This window comes from Fusobacterium sp. (assembly GCF_019012925.1).
Taxonomy (GTDB): domain Bacteria; phylum Fusobacteriota; class Fusobacteriia; order Fusobacteriales; family Fusobacteriaceae; genus Fusobacterium_A.
The window spans coordinates 1-20,520 of sequence record NZ_JAGIRL010000003.1 but is presented as its reverse complement, the minus strand read 5'-3'; the positions used below and the strand labels follow the sequence as shown (position 1 = coordinate 20,520).

The 20,520-nt window shown below is 30.1% G+C and carries 17 protein-coding genes and 1 pseudogene; 16 read left to right on the top strand and 2 right to left on the bottom strand.

Going from position 1 to position 20,520, the window contains the following annotated elements:
• The first annotated feature begins 239 nt into the window (after nucleotides 1-239).
• A pseudogene (locus QZ286_RS00590) lies at nucleotides 240-987 on the top strand (transposase).
• Between the two features lie 466 nt (nucleotides 988-1,453).
• Here QZ286_RS00590 and mnmH read toward each other — a convergent pair.
• Nucleotides 1,454-2,506, bottom strand: coding sequence for a tRNA 2-selenouridine(34) synthase MnmH (gene mnmH / locus QZ286_RS00585; protein ID WP_291255034.1), 1,053 nt, complete (start codon nucleotides 2,504-2,506; stop codon nucleotides 1,454-1,456).
• Nucleotides 2,507-2,729: 223 nt separating this feature from the next.
• On the opposite strand from mnmH, the gene recQ reads away from it, so the two are divergent.
• Nucleotides 2,730-4,655, top strand: coding sequence for a DNA helicase RecQ (gene recQ / locus QZ286_RS00580; protein ID WP_291255033.1), 1,926 nt, complete (start codon nucleotides 2,730-2,732; stop codon nucleotides 4,653-4,655).
• A 24-nt stretch (nucleotides 4,656-4,679) separates the two neighbouring features.
• Here the strand turns inward: recQ and QZ286_RS00575 are convergent, their stop codons facing one another.
• Nucleotides 4,680-5,483 (bottom strand): hypothetical protein, encoded by an 804-nt coding sequence (locus tag QZ286_RS00575; RefSeq protein WP_291255032.1) that lies wholly within the window; start codon nucleotides 5,481-5,483, stop codon nucleotides 4,680-4,682.
• A 182-nt stretch (nucleotides 5,484-5,665) separates the two neighbouring features.
• On the opposite strand from QZ286_RS00575, the gene QZ286_RS00570 reads away from it, so the two are divergent.
• The 14 genes from QZ286_RS00570 to nhaC all read left to right on the top strand — a co-directional run bounded on the left by QZ286_RS00570 (nucleotide 5,666) and on the right by nhaC (nucleotide 20,310).
• Nucleotides 5,666-6,193, top strand: coding sequence for a DUF116 domain-containing protein (locus QZ286_RS00570; RefSeq protein ID WP_291255031.1), 528 nt, complete (start codon nucleotides 5,666-5,668; stop codon nucleotides 6,191-6,193).
• 23 nt (nucleotides 6,194-6,216) lie between these two features.
• Complete coding sequence (locus QZ286_RS00565; RefSeq protein ID WP_291255030.1) at nucleotides 6,217-9,054, top strand: tetratricopeptide repeat protein; 2,838 nt, start codon at nucleotides 6,217-6,219, stop codon at nucleotides 9,052-9,054.
• Between the two features lie 2 nt (nucleotides 9,055-9,056).
• On the top strand, nucleotides 9,057-9,401 hold the full coding sequence (locus tag QZ286_RS00560; protein WP_291255029.1) for a hypothetical protein: 345 nt from the start codon (nucleotides 9,057-9,059) through the stop codon (nucleotides 9,399-9,401).
• Nucleotides 9,402-9,434: 33 nt separating this feature from the next.
• Nucleotides 9,435-10,046, top strand: a complete 612-nt coding sequence (locus tag QZ286_RS00555; protein WP_291255028.1) for a MotA/TolQ/ExbB proton channel family protein — start codon at nucleotides 9,435-9,437, stop codon at nucleotides 10,044-10,046.
• 10 nt (nucleotides 10,047-10,056) lie between these two features.
• Nucleotides 10,057-10,488, top strand: a complete 432-nt coding sequence (locus QZ286_RS00550; RefSeq protein WP_291255027.1) for a biopolymer transporter ExbD — start codon at nucleotides 10,057-10,059, stop codon at nucleotides 10,486-10,488.
• An 11-nt stretch (nucleotides 10,489-10,499) separates the two neighbouring features.
• Entirely contained in the window at nucleotides 10,500-11,420 is a 921-nt protein-coding gene (locus QZ286_RS00545; RefSeq protein ID WP_291255026.1) for an energy transducer TonB, read from the top strand.
• Nucleotides 11,421-11,447: 27 nt separating this feature from the next.
• Nucleotides 11,448-12,839 (top strand): sigma-54 dependent transcriptional regulator, encoded by a 1,392-nt coding sequence (locus QZ286_RS00540; RefSeq protein ID WP_291255025.1) that lies wholly within the window; start codon nucleotides 11,448-11,450, stop codon nucleotides 12,837-12,839.
• Nucleotides 12,840-12,842: 3 nt separating this feature from the next.
• Nucleotides 12,843-14,297, top strand: a complete 1,455-nt coding sequence (gene dnaX, locus QZ286_RS00535) for a DNA polymerase III subunit gamma/tau (protein ID WP_291255024.1) — start codon at nucleotides 12,843-12,845, stop codon at nucleotides 14,295-14,297.
• Nucleotides 14,298-14,313: 16 nt separating this feature from the next.
• Nucleotides 14,314-15,117: a hypothetical protein gene (locus QZ286_RS00530; RefSeq protein ID WP_291255023.1), complete on the top strand. Its 804-nt coding sequence runs from the start codon at nucleotides 14,314-14,316 to the stop codon at nucleotides 15,115-15,117.
• A 14-nt stretch (nucleotides 15,118-15,131) separates the two neighbouring features.
• Nucleotides 15,132-15,581: a 50S ribosomal protein L9 gene (gene rplI / locus QZ286_RS00525; RefSeq protein WP_291255022.1), complete on the top strand. Its 450-nt coding sequence runs from the start codon at nucleotides 15,132-15,134 to the stop codon at nucleotides 15,579-15,581.
• Between the two features lie 18 nt (nucleotides 15,582-15,599).
• Complete coding sequence (dnaB, locus tag QZ286_RS00520) at nucleotides 15,600-16,943, top strand: replicative DNA helicase (protein ID WP_291255021.1); 1,344 nt, start codon at nucleotides 15,600-15,602, stop codon at nucleotides 16,941-16,943.
• 20 nt (nucleotides 16,944-16,963) lie between these two features.
• The gene (locus tag QZ286_RS00515) at nucleotides 16,964-18,184 is read left to right on the top strand and encodes a U32 family peptidase (protein WP_291255035.1); all 1,221 of its coding nucleotides are present in this window, start codon (nucleotides 16,964-16,966) and stop codon (nucleotides 18,182-18,184) included.
• A gap of 21 nt (nucleotides 18,185-18,205) precedes the next feature.
• Nucleotides 18,206-18,775 carry a hypothetical protein gene (locus QZ286_RS00510; RefSeq protein ID WP_291255020.1) on the top strand — a complete coding sequence of 190 codons (570 nt, stop codon included), beginning with the start codon at nucleotides 18,206-18,208 and terminating at the stop codon, nucleotides 18,773-18,775.
• A gap of 152 nt (nucleotides 18,776-18,927) precedes the next feature.
• Entirely contained in the window at nucleotides 18,928-20,310 is a 1,383-nt protein-coding gene (nhaC, locus tag QZ286_RS00505) for a Na+/H+ antiporter NhaC (RefSeq protein WP_291255019.1), read from the top strand.
• The last annotated feature ends 210 nt before the right edge of the window (nucleotides 20,311-20,520 follow it).

Here is a 20,520-nt window from a genome sequence, read left to right as displayed (position 1 = left end):
TTACATATAATGAATTATTAGGAACAAAAATCTACTCTCCAAAGTATATAGAAAGTCAAGGATTAAGACACAGAGAGAAAACAAACTATGAAAAAATAGAAGATGTTAAATTTTGGAGTGAACTATATTAAAAAATAGGAGCATTCCTGTATAATAAAAAATAAGAATATAAAAAAAGATACCTCAATGTTAAAATTAAAGTAACCAAAAACTTTAAAAAACTACATGGAGGTATCTAAATGAATTGTAACCAAAATTTTAAAATTAGTCAAGTAACAAATGAAACTTTAGAGCTTGGAATTGATGTAGGTAGTTCTACGCATTATGCGAGAGCATTTGATTGGAGAGATTTAGAAATTTCTAAAGTATTTAAGTTTAAAAATTCTTTTGAAGGATTTCAAAGTTTTCTTTCGTGGGTTAATGATTTATGTTGTAACAATAATAAAAATTTAGTAATCGCAGGATTAGAACCTACAGGACATTATTGGTTTTCTTTAGGAGAATTATTAAAAGAAAATAATATTACTATTGCAATAGTTAATCCTTATCATGTTAAACAAAGTAAGAAATTAGATGATAATCTACAAACTAAAAATGATTCAAAAGATCCTAAAGTAATTGCTAAATTAGTAATTGATGGGAGATATAGTTTTCTATATATTCCTGAAGGAATTTATGGGGAATTAAGAGTAGCTGATAAATTAAAAGGCGATATAATGCAACAAATAATTTCAATTAAAAATAAAATTCATAGATGGTTAAGTATATATTTTCCCGAATATGAAAATACATATTCTTCAATAGATTCTAGCAGAAATAAAAGGAATTGGAATAGCAACAGCTATATCTTTTGTTGCTGAAGTAGGGGATATAAGACGTTTTAAATCTGCTAAACAAGCACTTACAGTTATTTGCTGTAAAATGATTAGGATATTTTTTACAATTTTATCAAAAGGAATTAAATATGATGAAACGAAGATGATATAGGATATAAAAAGACCTGTAGTAGCTTAAAAAAGCTAAAAAAATTAAATTTAAGGTAAACGTCCATTGAAAAATGTTTAAATTTAAAATAAAAATAAAAACAAATAAGAGCAGTAGTCAAGATATTTTCCATTAGAGCAAGAACTCAGCAAAGGAGCAGAAAGACACTCAAATTATGGAGATACAGAACGAAGGAATTTAGGTCAAAGAACCTGATAGATATGGGAGGTTAGTATCCATAAAAAACTTTGAGAAAATAAGCCTTTATAGAAAAAAATGAAGACGTTTCTTTTTGTCGTACAAAAATTTCTATAAAAAGACTAAAATCTTCATAATTAAGCAATTATTTGTAATAAAATAAAGAATTAAAATGTTATAAACATTGAGTTTATCTTAATAAAAAATTTGACAAAAAGGGAGTTTTCAAAGACATATTGAAAACTCCCTTTTTAGTATAAAATATTAAAAATTAATCTTGGTTATTATCTGTATTTTCTAAACTTTCTAAATTAAAGAAGTAGTTGCTAAGCTGTTTGGCACATTTATCCATATCAGTATAGTGTAATGAGAGTTCAAATTTATGTTTATCAATACTCACCTCATAAAGTGGATCATAGTATTGTTTAATTAGAATCTCTCCTAACTCTCTAAGTTTTTTCTCATGTAAAAGTTGTAGATAGTTAGCTGTTTTTTCTTTTGATACATAACGAGCCACCTTCATAATACACTCTTCAAGCTCATTTTCAGAGACATTAGTGTAATCTTCCAATAAAACATCTAATCTATTTGGAATATTTGTATCTATGAATAGATGTTGTCCTGCAGTCATACTAGAATAAACTGATTCAGGTATATAGACATTTCCAATTCTTTTACTTTCACTCTCAACAACTATATATTTTGTTTTACAAGTTCTAAGAAATTCGAAGATTTCTCCGTCAAATCTTTTTTGACTCTGTGGAAGTTTTTCACCTAAAGCACCAAAAAAAGAGCCTTTGTGAGCAGCTATTCTTTCAAGATCTAAAACTGAAACTCCAAGGTCGATCATCTTATTTAAAATTTTAGTTTTTCCTACACCAGTACGACCGTGTACAACTATATATTTAAAATTTTGATTAAGTTGTGGAATATTAGCTATTATAAAATCTCTATAAGCTTTATATCCACCTTCAAGTTTTGCAACTTTATATCCAAGACTTCCAAAAAGTGATGTTATAGATGAACTTCTCATTCCACCTCTAGCACACATAAAAACAAGTTTAGAGTGTTTTTTTGAAAGTTCTTGTATCTGTTCAAAAATTTCAGGTAATCTTTTTGAAATAAATTCTACTCCCAATTTTTTTGCCTTCTCTTTAGATTCTTGTACATAAGTAGTTCCTACTAAAACTCTCTCTTCATCAAGAAGGACAGGGATATTAACAGAGTTAGGAACTTTATCTAATTCAAATTCTTTTGGAGTTCTAACATCAATAAGAATTGCATTTTTTTCCTTTAAAAAATTTTCAAAACTGACTAAATTCATTTTATTCTCCTTACATTTTGACAACATTTTACTCTGTATTATATCACAATTATGAAGATATTTGAATAAATAAATAGTGATAATTCATATAAGAAAAAGTGGGATATACTATTTTGTGAGTAATATAGGTAGCGAAAAATAGAGTAACTGTTTTGATTTTTTTTAGAAAAATTGATATAATATTATAAAAAGAGGAGTCATAAAATAAAAATATGGTGAATATATGAAAAAAGAAGCAAGAAGAGTATTGAAAGAGATATATGGATATGACAATTTTAGAAGAGGACAGGAGATAATAGTTAATTCTGTATTGTCAGGAAGAGATACTTTGGGAGTGATGAGTACAGGTGGAGGAAAATCAATCTGTTATCAAGTACCAGCACTCTTATTTAAGGGGTTAACAATAGTAATCTCACCTCTAATATCATTGATGAAAGATCAGGTAGATTCATTGAGACTTTTGGGAATAAAAAGTGTATATATAAATTCAACTCTATCTAAAGATGAGTATGTGGAGAGTCTTAGAAAGATACGTCAAGGTGAGGCCAAGATAGTTTATGTAGCTCCAGAAAGATTGAATAATGAGAGGTTTGTTGAATTTATAAAAAAATATAGGATTTCAATGATAGCAGTAGATGAAGCTCATTGTATATCACAGTGGGGACATGACTTTAGAAAAAGTTATCTAGAGATTCCTAATTTTATAGGTAAGATAGATCAAAGAGTACAGGTCTTAGCTCTTACAGCTACAGCGACTAAAGAGGTTAGAAGAGATATTGAAGAAAAACTGGCTCTTAAAAATCCTTTTGTATATGTTCATGGATTTGACAGAGAAAATATTTTTTTTAAAGTTGTAAAAAATGTAGTTCCAGAGGCATATATAGTAGATTATTTGAAAAAGGTTGGAAAAAAATCAGGAATAATCTATGCCTCAACGAGAAAAGAGGTAGATAATCTCTATGCTTATTTAAAGTTGAGGGAGATAAATGTGGGGAAATACCATGCTGGTTTAGGAGAGAATGAAAGAAAAGAGAATCAGGAAAAATTTTTAAAAGATGAGATTCAGATAATGATAGCTACAAATGCTTTTGGAATGGGAATAGACAAGTCTAATGTAAGATTTGTAATACATAGAAATATTCCTAAGGATATGGAGAGTTACTATCAAGAGGCTGGAAGAGCAGGGAGAGATGGTGGACCTTCAGAAGCGATACTTATGTTTTTTGAAGAGGATGTAAGTACTCAGATGTTTCTAATAGAGAGTAACGAAGAGAGTGAAGATGAACTAAAAAAAGAAAAGGTAAGGAAACTTGATGCAATGATAGAGTACGCCTATCTCGAAAGTTGTTATAGAGAGTATATCTTGAAGTATTTTGGAGATAAGAGAATAAAAAATTATTGTGGAAAGTGTGGAAATTGTAAAACTTTAAAAAATATAGAGGATCTTACAATAGAGGCTCAAAAAGTCATATCTTGTATAGGAAGAGCAAAAGAGAGTATTGGAATATCTACATTGGTAAATATTTTATATGGTAGAAGTGATACTAAGATGGATAGAAAGGAGTACAACAAACTTTCAACTTTTGGAATAATGAATGATAGAGATATTAGATGGATAGAGGAGTTTATAAATTTTTTGATTTCTGAAGGGTACTTTGAGCAGAGTGCAGGAAGTTTTCCAGTACTAAAGTTGAATAAAAAATCAAGAGGTGTATTAAAAAATGAGATCTCTGTATTTAGAAGGTTAGACGAGAAGATAACCTTTGATTACTTTGAAGATCCGTTATTTGAGGAGCTAAATCAATTGAGAAATGAGATAGCTATAAGAGAGGACGTAGCTCCATATATTGTATTTTCAGATATGACACTTTTAGAGATGGCAGAGTACAAACCTAAAAATAGATGGGATATGCTAAAAATTAGAGGAATAGGAAATCAAAAGTTTAAAAATTATGGAGAAGAGTTCTTAAGAGTAATTAATAGGTATGATGATGAGGACATGGAAAGAGTGAAACAGGAGAGTAAACTCTACGAGGGATTAGATGATGAGAAGATAGATACCTTGAAAAAAAGATTGGGAGTGACAATGGAGAATGAAAAAGTAAAGGAGATTCTTTATGAGACAGTTCTCAATTTTCTTGTAAAATAGATCTAATATAAAAAGAGCAATGCCCTAGTGTTTTTTAGAGTATTGCTCCTCTTTTTTATCTTCTAAAGAGATATTTAGATAGCTTAATATAGAGTTACAGAAATCTTTTCCAAAAATATGAGATAAAACTTCATAGTAATTTAGAATAAAGGGACGGTACTCATCTGTTTTGAAACCGATTGGGTTTTCTCTCCTGAAATAGGGAGATTTAGATTTTTCAATATCCATACATGGAAAATCAGAATCATTGAGTGAGAGATAGTTGTTTCCTTTAGTTGGAACAAAGATATATAGAGTATTTTCATCCAATATTATTTCAAGTGGATAGATTGAACACCAAAGAGATTTTGTATCAATTATCTCCCCAAGACTCATATGATTATCAATACATATTTTATGAATAGCACAAAGGCTTCTATCTATGTGTACACAAGAGCAGGTACATCTATCAAAAACAGTTTCAACCATATTTTCAGGAATTAAAAATTGATCATTTTTAATGGAAGTTAAAATCTCTTTTTCAGTCATCCCCTCCTCCTTCATAATGGATATAGCTTGAGTTAAGTTGTTGTACTCTTTGAGATTATCCAAGATAATCTCACGAGCTTTGGAGTTAAACTCATAGGGGAACTGTACACAACAGTTGGTAAGACAGTTAAAGCAATCGAAATTACTCAACCATTCAAAACTTCTTACATCAATGATAGCTGAGTAGTCATTATTTAAAAAAGTCACCTCCATTTTAATCTTCTCTATCTTAGCAAAATAATCTCTTATTCTTTTTTCTAATTTTGGGGATAAATCCCTATCGTGCATAAAATATCTCATAAATCCTCCTATAAAACATCTGTTCTAAGTATACTATTTTTTCAAAATTTAAGCTACAACTATTTTTATTTTTTGGTAAAAAATGATAAAGAAAAAATTTTTTTATGATTAAAAATTGATTGTTCTAATAAATTAAATATGATATAATTACTAAAGGATAAAATGAAAGATGAGGATATGAAATGAAAAAGAGTTTAGTTGTAAAACTTATTTATGAGTTTTATTTTTTAATGTTTGCTCTTACAGAAAGAAAGAAAAAACCCACAGATGCAAACAAGATAGCTAATAAATTTCTAAATTATAATAATAAAAGAGTGATGAAAAGTATTGAAAATAAGAAGATAAACAAAGTTTTAATATTACTTCCTCATTGCTTACAAAAATATTCTTGTGTTTTTAAAGTGACATCTGATATAGAGAATTGTAAAAGATGTGGTCAATGTGTAATAGGTGATTTTTTGAACATAAAGAAAGAGTTTCCTATAGAGGTAAAAGTAGCTACTGGTGGAACTCTCGCTAGAAAGCATATAAAGAGTATAAGACCAGATCTAGTGATGGCAGTAGCTTGTAAAAGGGATTTAGTATCGGGAATACATGATGCTTATCCAGTAAATGTATATGGAATTTTTAATGAAATAGTAAATGAACCTTGTATAGATACAACTGTTTCAATAGCAAAAGTGAAAGAATTTTTAAATAAAATATTTTAATATTAATATACAGGAGGTAGAACTTGAAAATTAGATATTTTTTAGGAGCCCTTATTTTTGTATTGGGAGTTTCAGCCTTTGCATCAGAAAAAGAGGATTTGGCCTTTGTAGACGAATTATATAAACAGAAAAAATTTGATCTAGCAATAGTGGAATCAAAAAGTTTTTTGGATAAATATCCAACATCTAAATATAATAAAAATATTCAAGATAGGATAGCAAAAGTATATTTTTTACAGAAGGATTATCCCAATGCAATAAAGTATTTTAAAATTTTGTTGATGAATAATAATCTGAAAGAAGATGATAAAAATGAGATAAGATACTATTTAGTAAGATCTTATGCAGATATTGGAGACGAAAAAACAAGTGACGAGTATTTGAGTACAATAAATAGTAAGAGTGATTATTACGAAAAGGCTATATATGACAATGGAACTGCCTATTTAAGCAGTGAAAATTATGTTATGGCAGAAAAAGAGTTTCAAGAAGTGATGAACTTAAATAAGAAGTACTATAATGATTCGGTTTTAAGTATGGCGTTATTATCTTATAACAAAGGAGATTATAATAGGAGTATAGCTTATTTAGATCAATATTCACAAATAAAGGGAAAGAAAAATATTATTTTTATGAACTACCTATTGGGATCTAGTTACTATAAATTAAATCAAGCAGATTTAGCTATAAGATACTTTGAAGATGGATTGAATGAAAATAAAAATAGTGCATATGGGAAAAAAGCTGGGTTAAATCTAATAGAGATATATAGTAACAAGGGTGAATTGGAGAAAGCAGAGAGTAAGTTAGCTATTTTAAAGGGGAGCAAAGAGTATGATGAAGGGTTGAGAATATTAGGAGACTCTTATGCTACTAAAGGTGATTATGATAAGGCTGTAGAATACTACAATCAAGTGAAAGATCTCTCTAATCCTAAATTGCTATATAGTTATGGTTTTTCCCTTTATAAATTAAATAAATTAAAAGAGGCACAGACTTATTTTGAAAGTTTGAAGAGTAGTTCCTTTTATAATCAGGCTATATACTATATTTTTGCTATTGATTACAAATTGGGAAATTATAAAAAGATAATAAAAAATAGAAATGAAGTAAAGAGAGTTGTAGTAAACCAAAAGGATACAGAGAGCATAAATACAATTATAGCCAATTCAGCCTATGAAGTTGGAGATTACAAGATATCAAAGGATTACTATGCTAGAAACTATACATTAAAACCTAACTTAGAGAGTCTTTATAGAATAATTGTAATAGATTCTAGATTGGGTGATGTAGAGGATATAAAGAGAAGATTTTCAGAGTATAAGGGTAAATTTGCTAGTGATAAAAAATACAAGAAGAATATCTATATATCTGTAGGTGAACTTTATTACAAAAAGGATATGTTAGATGAGAGTGTAGAGGTATATAGAGAGTATCTCAATGAGAATCAGGATTTTGATGTTTTAAATAACTTAGTATCAGTGCTATTAGTTAAACAAAATTATTCTGAGATGATGAAGTATTTAGATGGAGCAGACAGCTCACCAAATAGTGTATATTTGAGAGGAATTGCATCAATGGGAATGGGAAATTATTCTGATGCAAGTGGATATTTTACAATAGTAGAGCAAGATACAGCAACAACACCAGAGCTATTAGAAAAGATTAAATTTAATAGGGTGAGAAACTCTTTCCTATGGGGAAAATATGATGAAGCAATAAAATTTGGAGAAGAGTATTTACAAACTTATCCAGAGGGAGCTAATAAAGGTGAAGTTTTGGATAAGACAGCAATTAGTTATTTTAGACTGGATAATTATGATAAGAGTAGAGAGTATTATTCAAAATTAAGAGAGTTACCAGAAAATAGTGAGTATGCAAGATTCCAAATAGCTGATTCGTACTATGCTCAAGGAAAATATGATCTAGCAGAGACAGAGTATAAGAGTTTATTTAGTGAATTTCCAGAGGGAAAATACTCTGAAAATGCTAATTATTGGTATTTAAATGCTTTGGTTAATCAGGGCAAATTAGATGAGTTTGAAAAGAGTAAAGGGGAGTTTTTAGCAAAATATCCTAATTCAACTATGAGATCAAATATCTATATATTAGCTGGACAGATATATGAGAAAAAGGGAGATAGAGAGGGAGTATTAACAAACTATGAAAAGCTTTATAGTAGCTCTTCAGATCCTAAAACAAAAGATGAAACTGCTACAAAAATTATAGATATTCATATTGCTACTGATAAGCTTGAAGAAGCAATGAACTATATAGCCAACTTAGAAAATCTTGAGATAAAAAGTTATTATAATTCATTAATATATGAAAAACAAGGTAAAAAAGAGGAAGCTTTAAAAGAGTATAATAACCTTTTAAAAGGTGAAAAGTATAAAGGGTTTGCTGGAATAAACTTGGGAAATCACTATTTTGATACTAAGGACTATAAAAAAGCTAGAGAGTATTATAAAATAGTTGATGGATTAGAAAGTACACCATATAAAGATTTTATTCTGTATCAACTTTCTACTATAGATGAACTTGAAGGTAAGAATGAGAGTGCTTTGAGAGGATATACAAAGGGATATGTATTATATAAAGGGGAGTATTCTGATCTATCTAAATTAAAGGCAGCACAAATCAATGAAAAACTGGGAAAAGAGAAAGATGCTGTGGCACTGTACAAGGAGTTATATGCGTTAGAGAATTTCCAATATAAGAGCTTTGTATTAGAAAAATTAATATATTTTACATTAAAAAAAGGTAATAAAGTTGAAGCAAAAAAATATTATTTAGAATTACAAAAAATAGATAAAAAAACTTCAGAAAAATACAATCAATTTTTTAACCAGGAGGCTTAACTATGAAAAAACTATTAACAGTATTATTTTTAGCAACTACTATTTGTGCTATGGGAGCAGATGAGGGTGTAACAGCCTTAGATAAACAGGTTCAGGGAGTTAATAAGGAGCAACTTGAGATAAGAGAGATTCCTACAGAAGAGGTAATATTAGAGAATCAAAAAATAGAGTCAGGAGCTATAAAAGTAACAAATGATAACTATCAAAATCAAACTCAAAAGATAAAAGTGGTACAAGGGGATAAGAGTGCTCTTGAAGAGGAACTATCTCAAGGTGTGGAAGAGAAGTCATATTGGAAATATATTTTGGGTGGTTTAGGAGTTGTAGCTTTAATTATTGCATTATAGATTGAATAAAATACTTATTTTTTAGGAGGACAGATGTACTATTTAACAAATGGTGGAATACTAATGTATGTGATACTTATTATGTCAATAGTAGGTGTTAGTGCTATTATAGAGAGATTTATATATTTTGCTAAAAACGAGAGAGAGAATAGAGGCTTTTTATCAAAAGAGATAAAAGAGGGCTTAGATAGTGGAAATTTAAAAGATTTAATAATTATGTTGAACAAAGAGAAAAGTTCTGTGTCAAAGGTATTGAAAGAGGTGCTTTATGAACTTTATAAAAATCCAAATGCCACTACACAAAAATTAGAGGAAAAGGGTAAAGAGAAAGCTATGTATCAAGTTACTCAACTGGAAAGAAATATGTGGTTAATATCTTTAGCAGCTCACCTAACTCCATTGATTGGATTGTTGGGAACAGTTACAGGAATGATTAAGGCATTCCAAGCTGTTGCACTATATGGAACAGGAGATGCAGCTGTACTAGCTAAGGGGATATCTGAAGCACTATTTACAACAGCAGGAGGACTTTTAGTGGCGATACCAGCTTTAATGTTTTACAATTATTTTAATAAAAAGATAGAGAGAATAATATCTGATATGGAAATAACTACTACAGAGCTTATAAACTATTTTAGAAAGTAGGAGACCAATTATGAAAATAGAAAGATATAAAAAAAGAGGAGAGTTAATTTTGGAACTTACCCCTCTAATAGACGTGGTATTTCTTTTACTAATCTTTTTTTTGGTGGCAACAACTTTTGATGATATGAAGGGTGGGATCAAGATAGAATTGCCACAATCTACAATTAGAGAGATATCAGATATAAAAGAGATACAGGTAATAGTGGATAGAAATAAAAAAATAGTCCTCAACTATAAAGAGAAGGGTAAAAGTGAAAAGATAAGTGTAAATAAAGAGAATTTAAAAGCTAAACTATCAGAGAAGTTAGCTAATTCAACAGAAAAAAATGTGATAATTAGTGCAGATAAAAAGATAGACTATGGGTATATAGTAGATATAATGACTATATCAAAAGAGGCAGGAGCTTCATCACTAGACATAGATACAGCAGATAAAAAATAGAGGAGGGGCTTATGAAAAAAGATGATGGAATAAGTATACTCCTTTCAATAGTGATAAATATAATTATAGTTATACTAATTCCAAGTTTATCGACAAAAAGAGTGGAAAACCAAAAGATAAAAATAGGTTTAGTAGCTTATGAAAATAAGAATAGAACAAAGTTAGATGGACAGAAAAATAGTAATAGTAGTGAAAAAAAGAGCTCTCAAGAGTTACAGAAAAAGATTAAAAAAACTAATGAAGTAAAAAAAGTAGAGGAGAAGAAAAAAGAGAAAACTCCAAATAAATCTAAAGATAAGATAGATATGGAGAGCTTAAACAACATAGTTACTAATATTTCTGCTCCTAAGATTGAAGTTATAAAAAATCTTCAACCAAATCCAAGTGCAAGAAAGATAAAAGAGATAAAAGCTCCAACTAAAGAGTTTGCTCAGAAAGAGAGAATGGAATCCAATAGTAATTTAAGTAAGGATATAGTTCTTGCTAAAGAGGAGATCGTAACTGAAAATGAGAAGCTAGATTTAAAAGAGGATGATAAGATAGCTTTTAACTCTGAAGTAGGTAAAGATGAGTCTTTTGATAGAATACTTAAAATTACAGGAGAGACAGAGGGACTTCCAAGTGGTTATAGATTGGGAACAGAAGATGGAGATATAATAGCTAAATGGGATGGGTCAAATAGAGAGCCAGTATATCCAGAAAGTGCTCAATTAAAAGGATTACACGGTAGTGTAAGAATTAAAATGGAGATAGATGAGAGTGGAAATGTAAAATCTCTTCATTTAGAAAAAGGTAGTGGAGTTCCTGAGATAAACAATGCTATTGAAGAGGTTGGAAGAACATGGAAAATATATTTAAATAAAAATGGTTTAAGTGTAGAGGGAAATGTAATCTTGGAATATAATTTCATACTAAAGGGGAAGATTGACTAATTATTAAATATTACAAGAGGTGAAAGGATGATTCTTTTAGGATTCAGATTGGAAAGAAATTTAAAAGAGGAGCTAGAGAATAATTTTGAAAATGAATTAACATTTGCTGAAAATATAAGCGAATTTATAGATTTTTTAAAAACAAAAAAGTATGAAGCTATAATTATTGAGGAGAAAAACCTTCAAGAAGAGGCATTGATAAATCTTATAAAAAAGGTTGGAGAGTATCAAAAGAAAGGTGTTATAATTGTTTTAGGAGAGACTTCAAACTTAAAAGTAGTAGCTGGAAGTGTTAAAGCAGGAGCTTATGATTATATTTTAAAACCTGTGGATACTCCAACTATAATAAAAGTGATAGAGAAGTCTGTAAAAGATTATAAACTTTTAGCAGAGCGTATAGATAAGCATAAGAGTTCTGGAGATAAATTAATAGGACAGACAAAAGAGATTGTGGAGCTATATAAGATGATAGGAAAGGTTGCCACAAGTAGAGTTCCTGTTTTAGTTGTAGGAGAGAAGGGAACAGGAAAAACAAGTGTAGCTAAGGCTATTCACCAATTTAGTGATTGGTCAAATAAACCTTTAATCAGTATAAACTGCACTTCATTTCAAAATGAACTATTGGAAAGAAAGATGTTTGGTTATGAAAAGGGAGCATTTAAAGGGGCTGTATTTCCACAGATAGGAGAATTAGAGAAAGCTAATGGAGGAACACTTCATTTAGGGAATATCGAATCTCTAAGTCTAGATCTACAATCTAAAGTACTTTACTTTTTAGAAGAGGGAGAGTTCTTTAGAATGGGTGGAGCAGAGCCAATAAAAATAGATATTAGAGTTGTTGCAACAACTTGTGAAAATTTAGAGGAATTAATAAATCAAGGAAAATTTATAGATGAATTATATAGAAAATTAAGAGTCTTAGAAGTAAATATTCCTCCATTGAGAGATAGAAAAGATGATATTCCATTGATAGTAGATCACTATCTATTAGAATGTAATGATGAGTTACACAAAAATGTAAAAGGAATTAGTAAACCAGCATTGAAAAAGATGTTGAGATATGAGTGGCCAGGAAATGTAAATGAGTTAAAAAATGCTGTGAAATCAGCTGTTGCCCTATGTAGAGGTACATCTATATTGATAGAGGATCTACCTAGTAATGTATTGGGAACAAAGATTACAAAGAAAAAGGGAGAGAGTCAGATTTCAGATTTGAAAGAGTGGATAAGATCTGAATTAGTTGAATTTAAGAATAATAATCAACAAGACTATTATGGAAATATCATATCAAAAGTAGAGAAAGAATTGATACGTCAAGTGTTGGAGATAACTAATGGAAAAAAAGTAGAGACTGCTGAGATCTTAGGAATAACAAGAAATACCCTAAGAACAAAGATGAGTAACTACGGTTTGGAGTAAAAGATGCATATAACATTATATAGAAAATATAGACCTAAAAATTTTGAAGAGGTAGCAGGACAAAAGGAGATAGTAAGGACATTAAAAACTTCGTTAGAGAATGGGAAAATGTCACAAGCCTATCTGTTTACAGGACCTAGAGGTGTTGGAAAAACTACACTAGCAAGGCTTATAGCTAAAGGGGTTAACTGTTTAAAAGATGGGATTACAGGTGAGCCTTGTAATGAGTGTGAAAACTGTATCGCTATTAATAATGGAACTTTTTTAGATATGATTGAGATAGATGCTGCCTCTAATAGAGGAATAGATGAGATAAGACAATTAAAAGAGAAGATAAACTATCAACCTGTTAAAGGAAGAAAAAAAATATATATAATAGATGAGGTTCATATGTTGACTAAGGAGGCGTTTAATGCCTTACTAAAAACATTGGAAGAACCACCAGAACACGTTATATTTATATTGGCAACAACAGAAGTTGATAAGATACCAGCAACGATAATATCTAGATGCCAGAGATATGATTTTAAGACTTTAACCCTAAGCTCAATGAGAGAGCAGTTACAATTTATTGCAGAGAAAGAGGGTGTAACTCTTCCTGATGATGTAGCAGAGCTTATCTATGAGAGTTCTGGTGGAAGTGTAAGAGATGCAGTTTCAATCTTAGAGAGAATTATGATCACTTGTTTTGGTGAAGAGATTACATTAGAAAAGAGTGAAAAGATATTAGGAGTAACTTCAGCAAGAAAGATGGAGGAGTTCCTAACTGAAGTAAATAATAAAAATTATACTAATCTTATAAAGATGTTGGATCTATTTTGGAACGAGTCACTGGATATAGAGCTATTTTTTAAAGATTTTGCTAAGTATTGTAAGGGACTGATGAGTAGAGAAAAGCTTTCTGTGGAGCAAGGAGTTTCTATTATAGGGTGTATTTTTGATTCTTTAAATAAATTTAAATATGAAGAGGATAAGAGATTGATAGGTTATGTAATAGCAGATAACTTAATCAAGAAAAATCAACCTAGAGAAAAAATTGTTGAAAAAATAATAGAAAAAGAGGTAGCAGTTCCAATGCCAGTGAGTTCATCAAACTCAGAAGAAAAAGGAGTTTTAGAAGGGGTAACTCTAGAATATATTTCAGGTAGATGGAATGAGATCCTTAAAGAAGCTAAAAAAGAGAAGATAACTTTAGGAGCATTTCTTGTCACAGCAAAACCTTATATATTAGAGGGAGACACTCTATATGTAGGTTTTGATGCAGAGAGTACATTTTGTAAAGAGCAGATGGAAAACAGTATGTACAATGATGTATTTTTAGAGGTTGTTAAAAAATTAATAAATCCTAAAATAAAGGTAAAATATGTGTCTTTAGGTAAGAAAAGAGAGGATAAAAAAGATAGTGAAGATTTTACAAAAAAAATAGTGGATTTCTTTGGTGGAGAAATTATGGTATAATATGTAAGGAGAAAAAATGATTTTACTAAGTAGTGTGTTAACAATTATTCTTTTATTTCTTCTTTCACTTCTTATGCCTGTGATGAGTTTTGCTCTTCCTGTCTATAAGATTAAAAAAATGAAGGATTTTTCTTGTAGAGAGAAGTTAGTGGCAAATATAGTTGTTATGGGAGCAATAGCAGTAATAAATCCTATGTTATTATATTTTTATGTAGGGTTTTTCCTTGTGATTGAGGTACTGTATAAGTATTTTGAAAAAGGAATGACGAAGATAAAAAAATTTGATAGAATAGTTATAATTTCAATTGTTATAACTGCTCTAATGGGATTTCTATTATTTTGTCTAAGGGATAAGATTGATGCTAATATGGATATCTTGTTGGAGTTCTATCAAAAGAATTTTCAAATTAGCAAGGTTGAAAGTATTAAAATTTATGAAGAGATGAAAGAAAACTTTATATACTATACTTTTATATATAGTATTCTAAATGTATTTGTAATATATGTATCATTAGATTCAGATGATTACCATAAGTGGGAGATATCTTTTGAGTGGTTACTGGTATATATAGTTAGTTATTTTATGATTCACCTATTGAAATTTGATAATTTTTATGTTATAAATGCTTTAAATATAGGTGAGACAATATTTATATTTTATGGAATAAAGAGTATATATGCTACTCTTTATGAAAAGATAAAGTATAAGGGAATTGATAATGCAATAGCTGTAATGATAGGGCTATTATTTCCATTTGGAACTTTTCTATTGGGAGTTTTAAAGGGATTTAGAATAGATAGAGATACTAAGAAGAGATAATTGGAGGATAAAAAATGGCAAAAATACAGGTAATATTGACACAAGATGTAGCAGGACAAGGAAGAAAAGGGGATATAGTTTCAGTTTCAGATGGATATGCTCATAACTTTTTAATAAAAAATAATAAGGGTATTATAGCAACTCCAGAAGAGTTAAAAAAAATAGAAAATAGAAAGAAAAAAGAAGAGAAAAAACAACAAGAGGAAAGAATAAAATCTGAAGAGTTGAAAAAAGTTATTGAAGCTAAAAAAGTGGAGATAAAAGTAAAAACTGGAGAGAATGGTAAACTATTTGGAGCAATTACAAATAAAGAGGTAGCAGCAGCTCTAGAGCAAACTTTTGGTCTAAAAATAGATAGAAAAAAAATAGAGTGTAATATAAAGAGCTTAGGGGATCACACTGCTATTGTAAAACTTCACACAGATGTAAAAGCAGAGGTAAAAATAGTAGCTAAAGCTCAATAATAGAGATTAGGAGTAAAAATGCTAGATATAGAAAATTTGAAAAAAATTCCAAGTAGTATGGAGGCAGAGAAATCTGTATTAGGTGGAATACTTTTAAAACCAGATATTTTTGGTGATATTGTAGAGATACTTAATCCCAATGATTTTTATAAAAATGGTCATAAATTAATATATGAAGCTATGAGGGATCTGTATAATACAGGAACACAGATTGACCCTATAGTAGTGGTAAATAGATTAAAGAAAAATGATAAATTTGATGAACTGGTTGGAGAAGAGTTGCTGTATGAGATAATATCTGATGTTCCAACAGCAGCTAATATTATAGAATATGCAAAAATTGTAAAAGAGAAGTCTACCTTGAGAAGATTAGGAGAGGTGGGGACAAAAATTGTTGAACTGGCCTATGAGGGATATGAAGAGGTCGATACAATCTTAGATAAGGCCGAAGGAATGATTTTTAAAATCTCTGAGAATGTAGATTCCAAAGATTTAGTTAGTTTAAAAGATGTGATAGCACAGGAGTTTATAAGATTAGAAAAAGTCTATCAAAATAAGGGTGTTGCTACAGGGATATCTTCTGGATTTTCAGATTTTGACCAGATGACGAGTGGATTCCACCCTTCAGATTTGGTAATCTTAGCTGCTAGACCAGCTATGGGAAAGACAGCCTTTGCTCTAAACTTAGCTTTGAATGCAGCTATGAAAAATAACAAAGGTGTTTTACTATTTAGTTTGGAGATGTCAAGTTCTCAATTGTTACAGAGATTGTTATCTATTGAAGCAGGAATAGGACTTCAAAAAATAAGAAATGGTTTTTTAGATCAAGATGATTGGGGAAAATTAGGTCTTGCTAGTATGAAATTATCTAATTCAGAGATAAATATTGCAGACCTACCAAATGTTAATGTACTAGAGATAAGAGCCATTGCTAGAAGATTAAAGGCAGCGGGAAAATTAGATATGATAGTGATAGACTATCTTCAGTTGATAAAGGGTAGTAATGCAAAAAATGATAGTAGACAACAGGAGATATCTGAGATCTCTAGAGCCTTAAAAGGAATAGCTAGAGAGTTGGATATACCAATAATTGCTCTATCACAGCTATCCAGAGCAACGGAGCAAAGAGCTGATAGGAGACCTATGCTTTCAGACTTGAGAGAGTCAGGAGCTATAGAGCAAGATGCTGATATGGTACTATTCTTGTATAGAGATGACTATTACAATGAGGAATCTGAAGATAAGGGACTTACAGAGGTAATAATAGGAAAACAAAGAAATGGACCTGTAGGAACTGTAAAGTTGAGATTTTTTCACGAATACACAAAATTTGCAAATTTTAGTGCAAAAGCAGATGAATAATTTAGAGAGGATTGATAATGTTGAAAAAAGTTGAATTATTAGCACCAGTAGGAAATATGGAGAAGTTTAAAATGGCTCTTCATTATGGTGCAGACGCTGTATTTTTAGGCGGAAAGATGTTTAACCTAAGAGCAGGAAGTAATAATCTTTCTGATGAAGAGTTAGAGTATGCAGTTAAATATGCACACGAAAGAGGAAAAAAAGTATACATAACTTTAAATGTAATCCCTCATAACGAGGAGTTAGATCTACTACCAGATTATGTAAAATTCTTGGATAAAGTGGGAGTAGATGGAGTTATTGTAGCTGACTTAGGAGTTTTCCAAATAGTTAAAGAAAACTCAAATCTATCAATAAGTGTAAGTACACAAGCAAGTAACACAAACTGGCGTTCAGTAAAGATGTGGAAAGATTTAGGAGCTAGAAGAGTAGTTTTAGCTAGAGAGATATCTTTGGATAACATAGCAGAGATAAGAGCTAAAGTACCAGATATTGAATTGGAAGTTTTTGTACATGGAGCTATGTGTATGGCTATCTCTGGTAGATGTTTACTAAGTAATTATATGACAGGAAGAGATGCTAATAGAGGAGATTGTGCTCAAGCTTGTAGATGGAAGTACAATCTAGTAGAAGAAACAAGACCAGGAGAGTATATGCCTGTTTATGAAGATGAGCACGGTACATATATATTCAACTCTAGAGATCTATGTACAATAGAGATAATAGATAAAATATTAGATCTAGGGGTAGACTCATTAAAAATAGAGGGAAGAATGAAGGGAATATACTATGTGGCTAATGCTGTAAAAGTATATAGAGATGCCATAGATAGCTACTATTCAGGAAATTACCAATACAACCCTAAATGGTTAGAGGAGTTAGAATCAACATCTAACAGATCATATACAAAAGGATTCTATCTAGGTAGAGCTGGAATAGAGTCTCAAAACTACAATGATAGAAATTCATATAGTCAAACTCACCAATTAGTAGCTAAAGTTGAAAAGAAACTATCTGATAACGAATATATCTTAGCAATAAGAAATAAATTATTAGTTGGAGAGAAGTTAGAGGTAGTTAGTCCAGGGATAGGAACTAGAGAGATAACTCTACCACCAATGATACTTATGAATAAGGATAAAGAGGTTGAGTCTGTAGAAGCAGCTAATCCAAACTCTTTTGTAAAGATAAAAATAGATGAAGAGTTAAATGAATTGGATATGTTAAGAAAAAGAATTTAGTATTAATATAGGGGGATAATTATGAAAAAATTTCTAATTATGAGTATGTTTATAATGAGTGCTCTATCTTTTGGAGCACAATTGAAAGTTCCAGCTGATGTAGAAAAAGAGATCAACAATTCAGCTAGAAGTTTTGACAGCTCTCAAAGAGTGAACTTTATAAATTGGCAAAAGAGATCTTATTTGAAAATTGAAAGCTTAGGAAAAGAGTCAGGTATTCCAGAAGATGAATTTTTAAGAATAAAAAATAGACTTCATAGAATGTATGGAAGTAACTATGCAAAACAACTTCAAATATTACCAGAGGAGATGAATGATTATAGAGAGCTGGTAAGAAGAGTACAAGAGGCTACTAAAGGTAATATAGTAGATGAAGAGGTCAATGAAAAAGCTAAGGAACAGATGAAAGCAACTCTATTGAATGCAGTTAGAGTTCCAACTGAAATTTTAAATGTTTATCAAGAGTCAGCAAAAGAACTTTTTCCAAATAACTATGTGATGCAGGAAAAATTTGTAAGTGCTTGTATAAGAGATTACTATAATATTCTACCCCTACTAAAAAAAGAGTTAGAAAAAGAGAATAAAAAATAACTTAAAAGAACACATTGATTTATTATGTAAATTGATGTGTTCTTTATTGCTCTGAACAAAAAAATAAAAAAAATATTGACTTTTTTAACAATGTAAAGTATATTAAATTGTTAAAAAAAATAATTTTAGATAAAGGAGTTGATAAGGAAGAAATGAAAAAGAGACAAGTATCCCTTTCTTGTGCATTATTGCCAATAATATTTTTGGTGGTAATACTTTTTTATTCTGTACAGATAGCACAACTAGAAGTACATATACCAATATTCATGTCAGCAATATTTGCTGGTTTTGTAGCTTTAATATGTAAATATGCAACTTGGAATGAGTTGGAAGATGGAGTCGTAGAAACGATAAAAATGTCAATGAGAGCTGTTCTAATTTTAATGATAATAGGAATGGTTATAGGAAGTTGGATTTTATCAGGAATAGTTCCATCAATGATATACTATGGATTAAAAATTATAAATCCAGTAGTATTTTTACCAGTAACAGTTATAATATGTTCAGTAGTTTCACTTGCAACTGGAAGTTCGTGGAGTACAGCTTCAACAGTTGGAATAGCCTTAGTTGGAATAGGTGAAGGTTTGGGATTACCAAGGCCAATAATAGCTGGAGCAATAATATCAGGAGCATACTTTGGAGATAAGTTATCCCCAATGTCAGACACCACAACATTAGCACCAGCAATGGCAGGAGCTACACTATTTGATCATATAAAACATATGTTATATACAACTATTCCTTCATATTTAATAACACTGATAGGATTTGTATTTTTAGGAATAAAACATAGTTCAGGAGGAGAGGTTGATATTGCTCAAATAAATGATATTTTAAATGCATTATCCAATTCATTTAAAATAAGTCCATTTCTTCTATTAATTCCAGTATTTGTAATAGGTATGGTTGTAATGAAAGTTCCAGCAATACCAGGATTATTTAGTGGTGCAATAATAGGGGCATTAGCAGCAGTATTTGTTCAAGGAGTGCCATTGAAACAAGCTTTATATTCACTACATTATGGGTTTAATGGTCAAACAGGAAATGCTATGGTAGATGAATTATTGAATAGAGGAGGATTGAACTCTATGATGTGGACTGTTTCAATAATTCTATGTGCAATGACTTTTGGTGGAATAATGGAGAAATCTGGAATGTTAGGAAGAATAGCTCAGGAGATTTTGAAGTTTGCAAACACAACAGGTAAATTGATATTGGCGACACTATTAACACCAGTATTCATAAACTCTGTAGCTGGGGATCAGTATCTGTCAATAGTTATCCCTGGTAGAATGTTTAAAGAGAGTTATGAAAAGCGTGGATTAGCTCCTAAGAATCTTTCTAGAGCTTTAGAAGATTCTGGAACAATGACATCAGCCCTAATTCCTTGGAATACTTGTGGAGCATTTATGATGGGAGCATTAGGAGTAGGAGCTTGGGTTTATGTTCCATACTGTCTATTTAATATAATCTCACCATTGATTTCAGCTTTCTATGGTTTCACTGGAATAACAATTGAGAAAATAAAAAAATAATTTAAAAGTAAAAGGAAAAAATTACTGTATTGAATAGTAACTTTTTCCTTTTTATAAGATAGTATAAAAAATTTTGTGTAAATAAAAATCTCTCTTGATTATTGATGAATTATAAGTATAATTTAATTAATATCAAGGGAGGTTTTTTTATGTCTTTATTACCTAAAGAACTTATTAAAGAAATTGTTAAAAAAGGAAATTTTAAGTCTG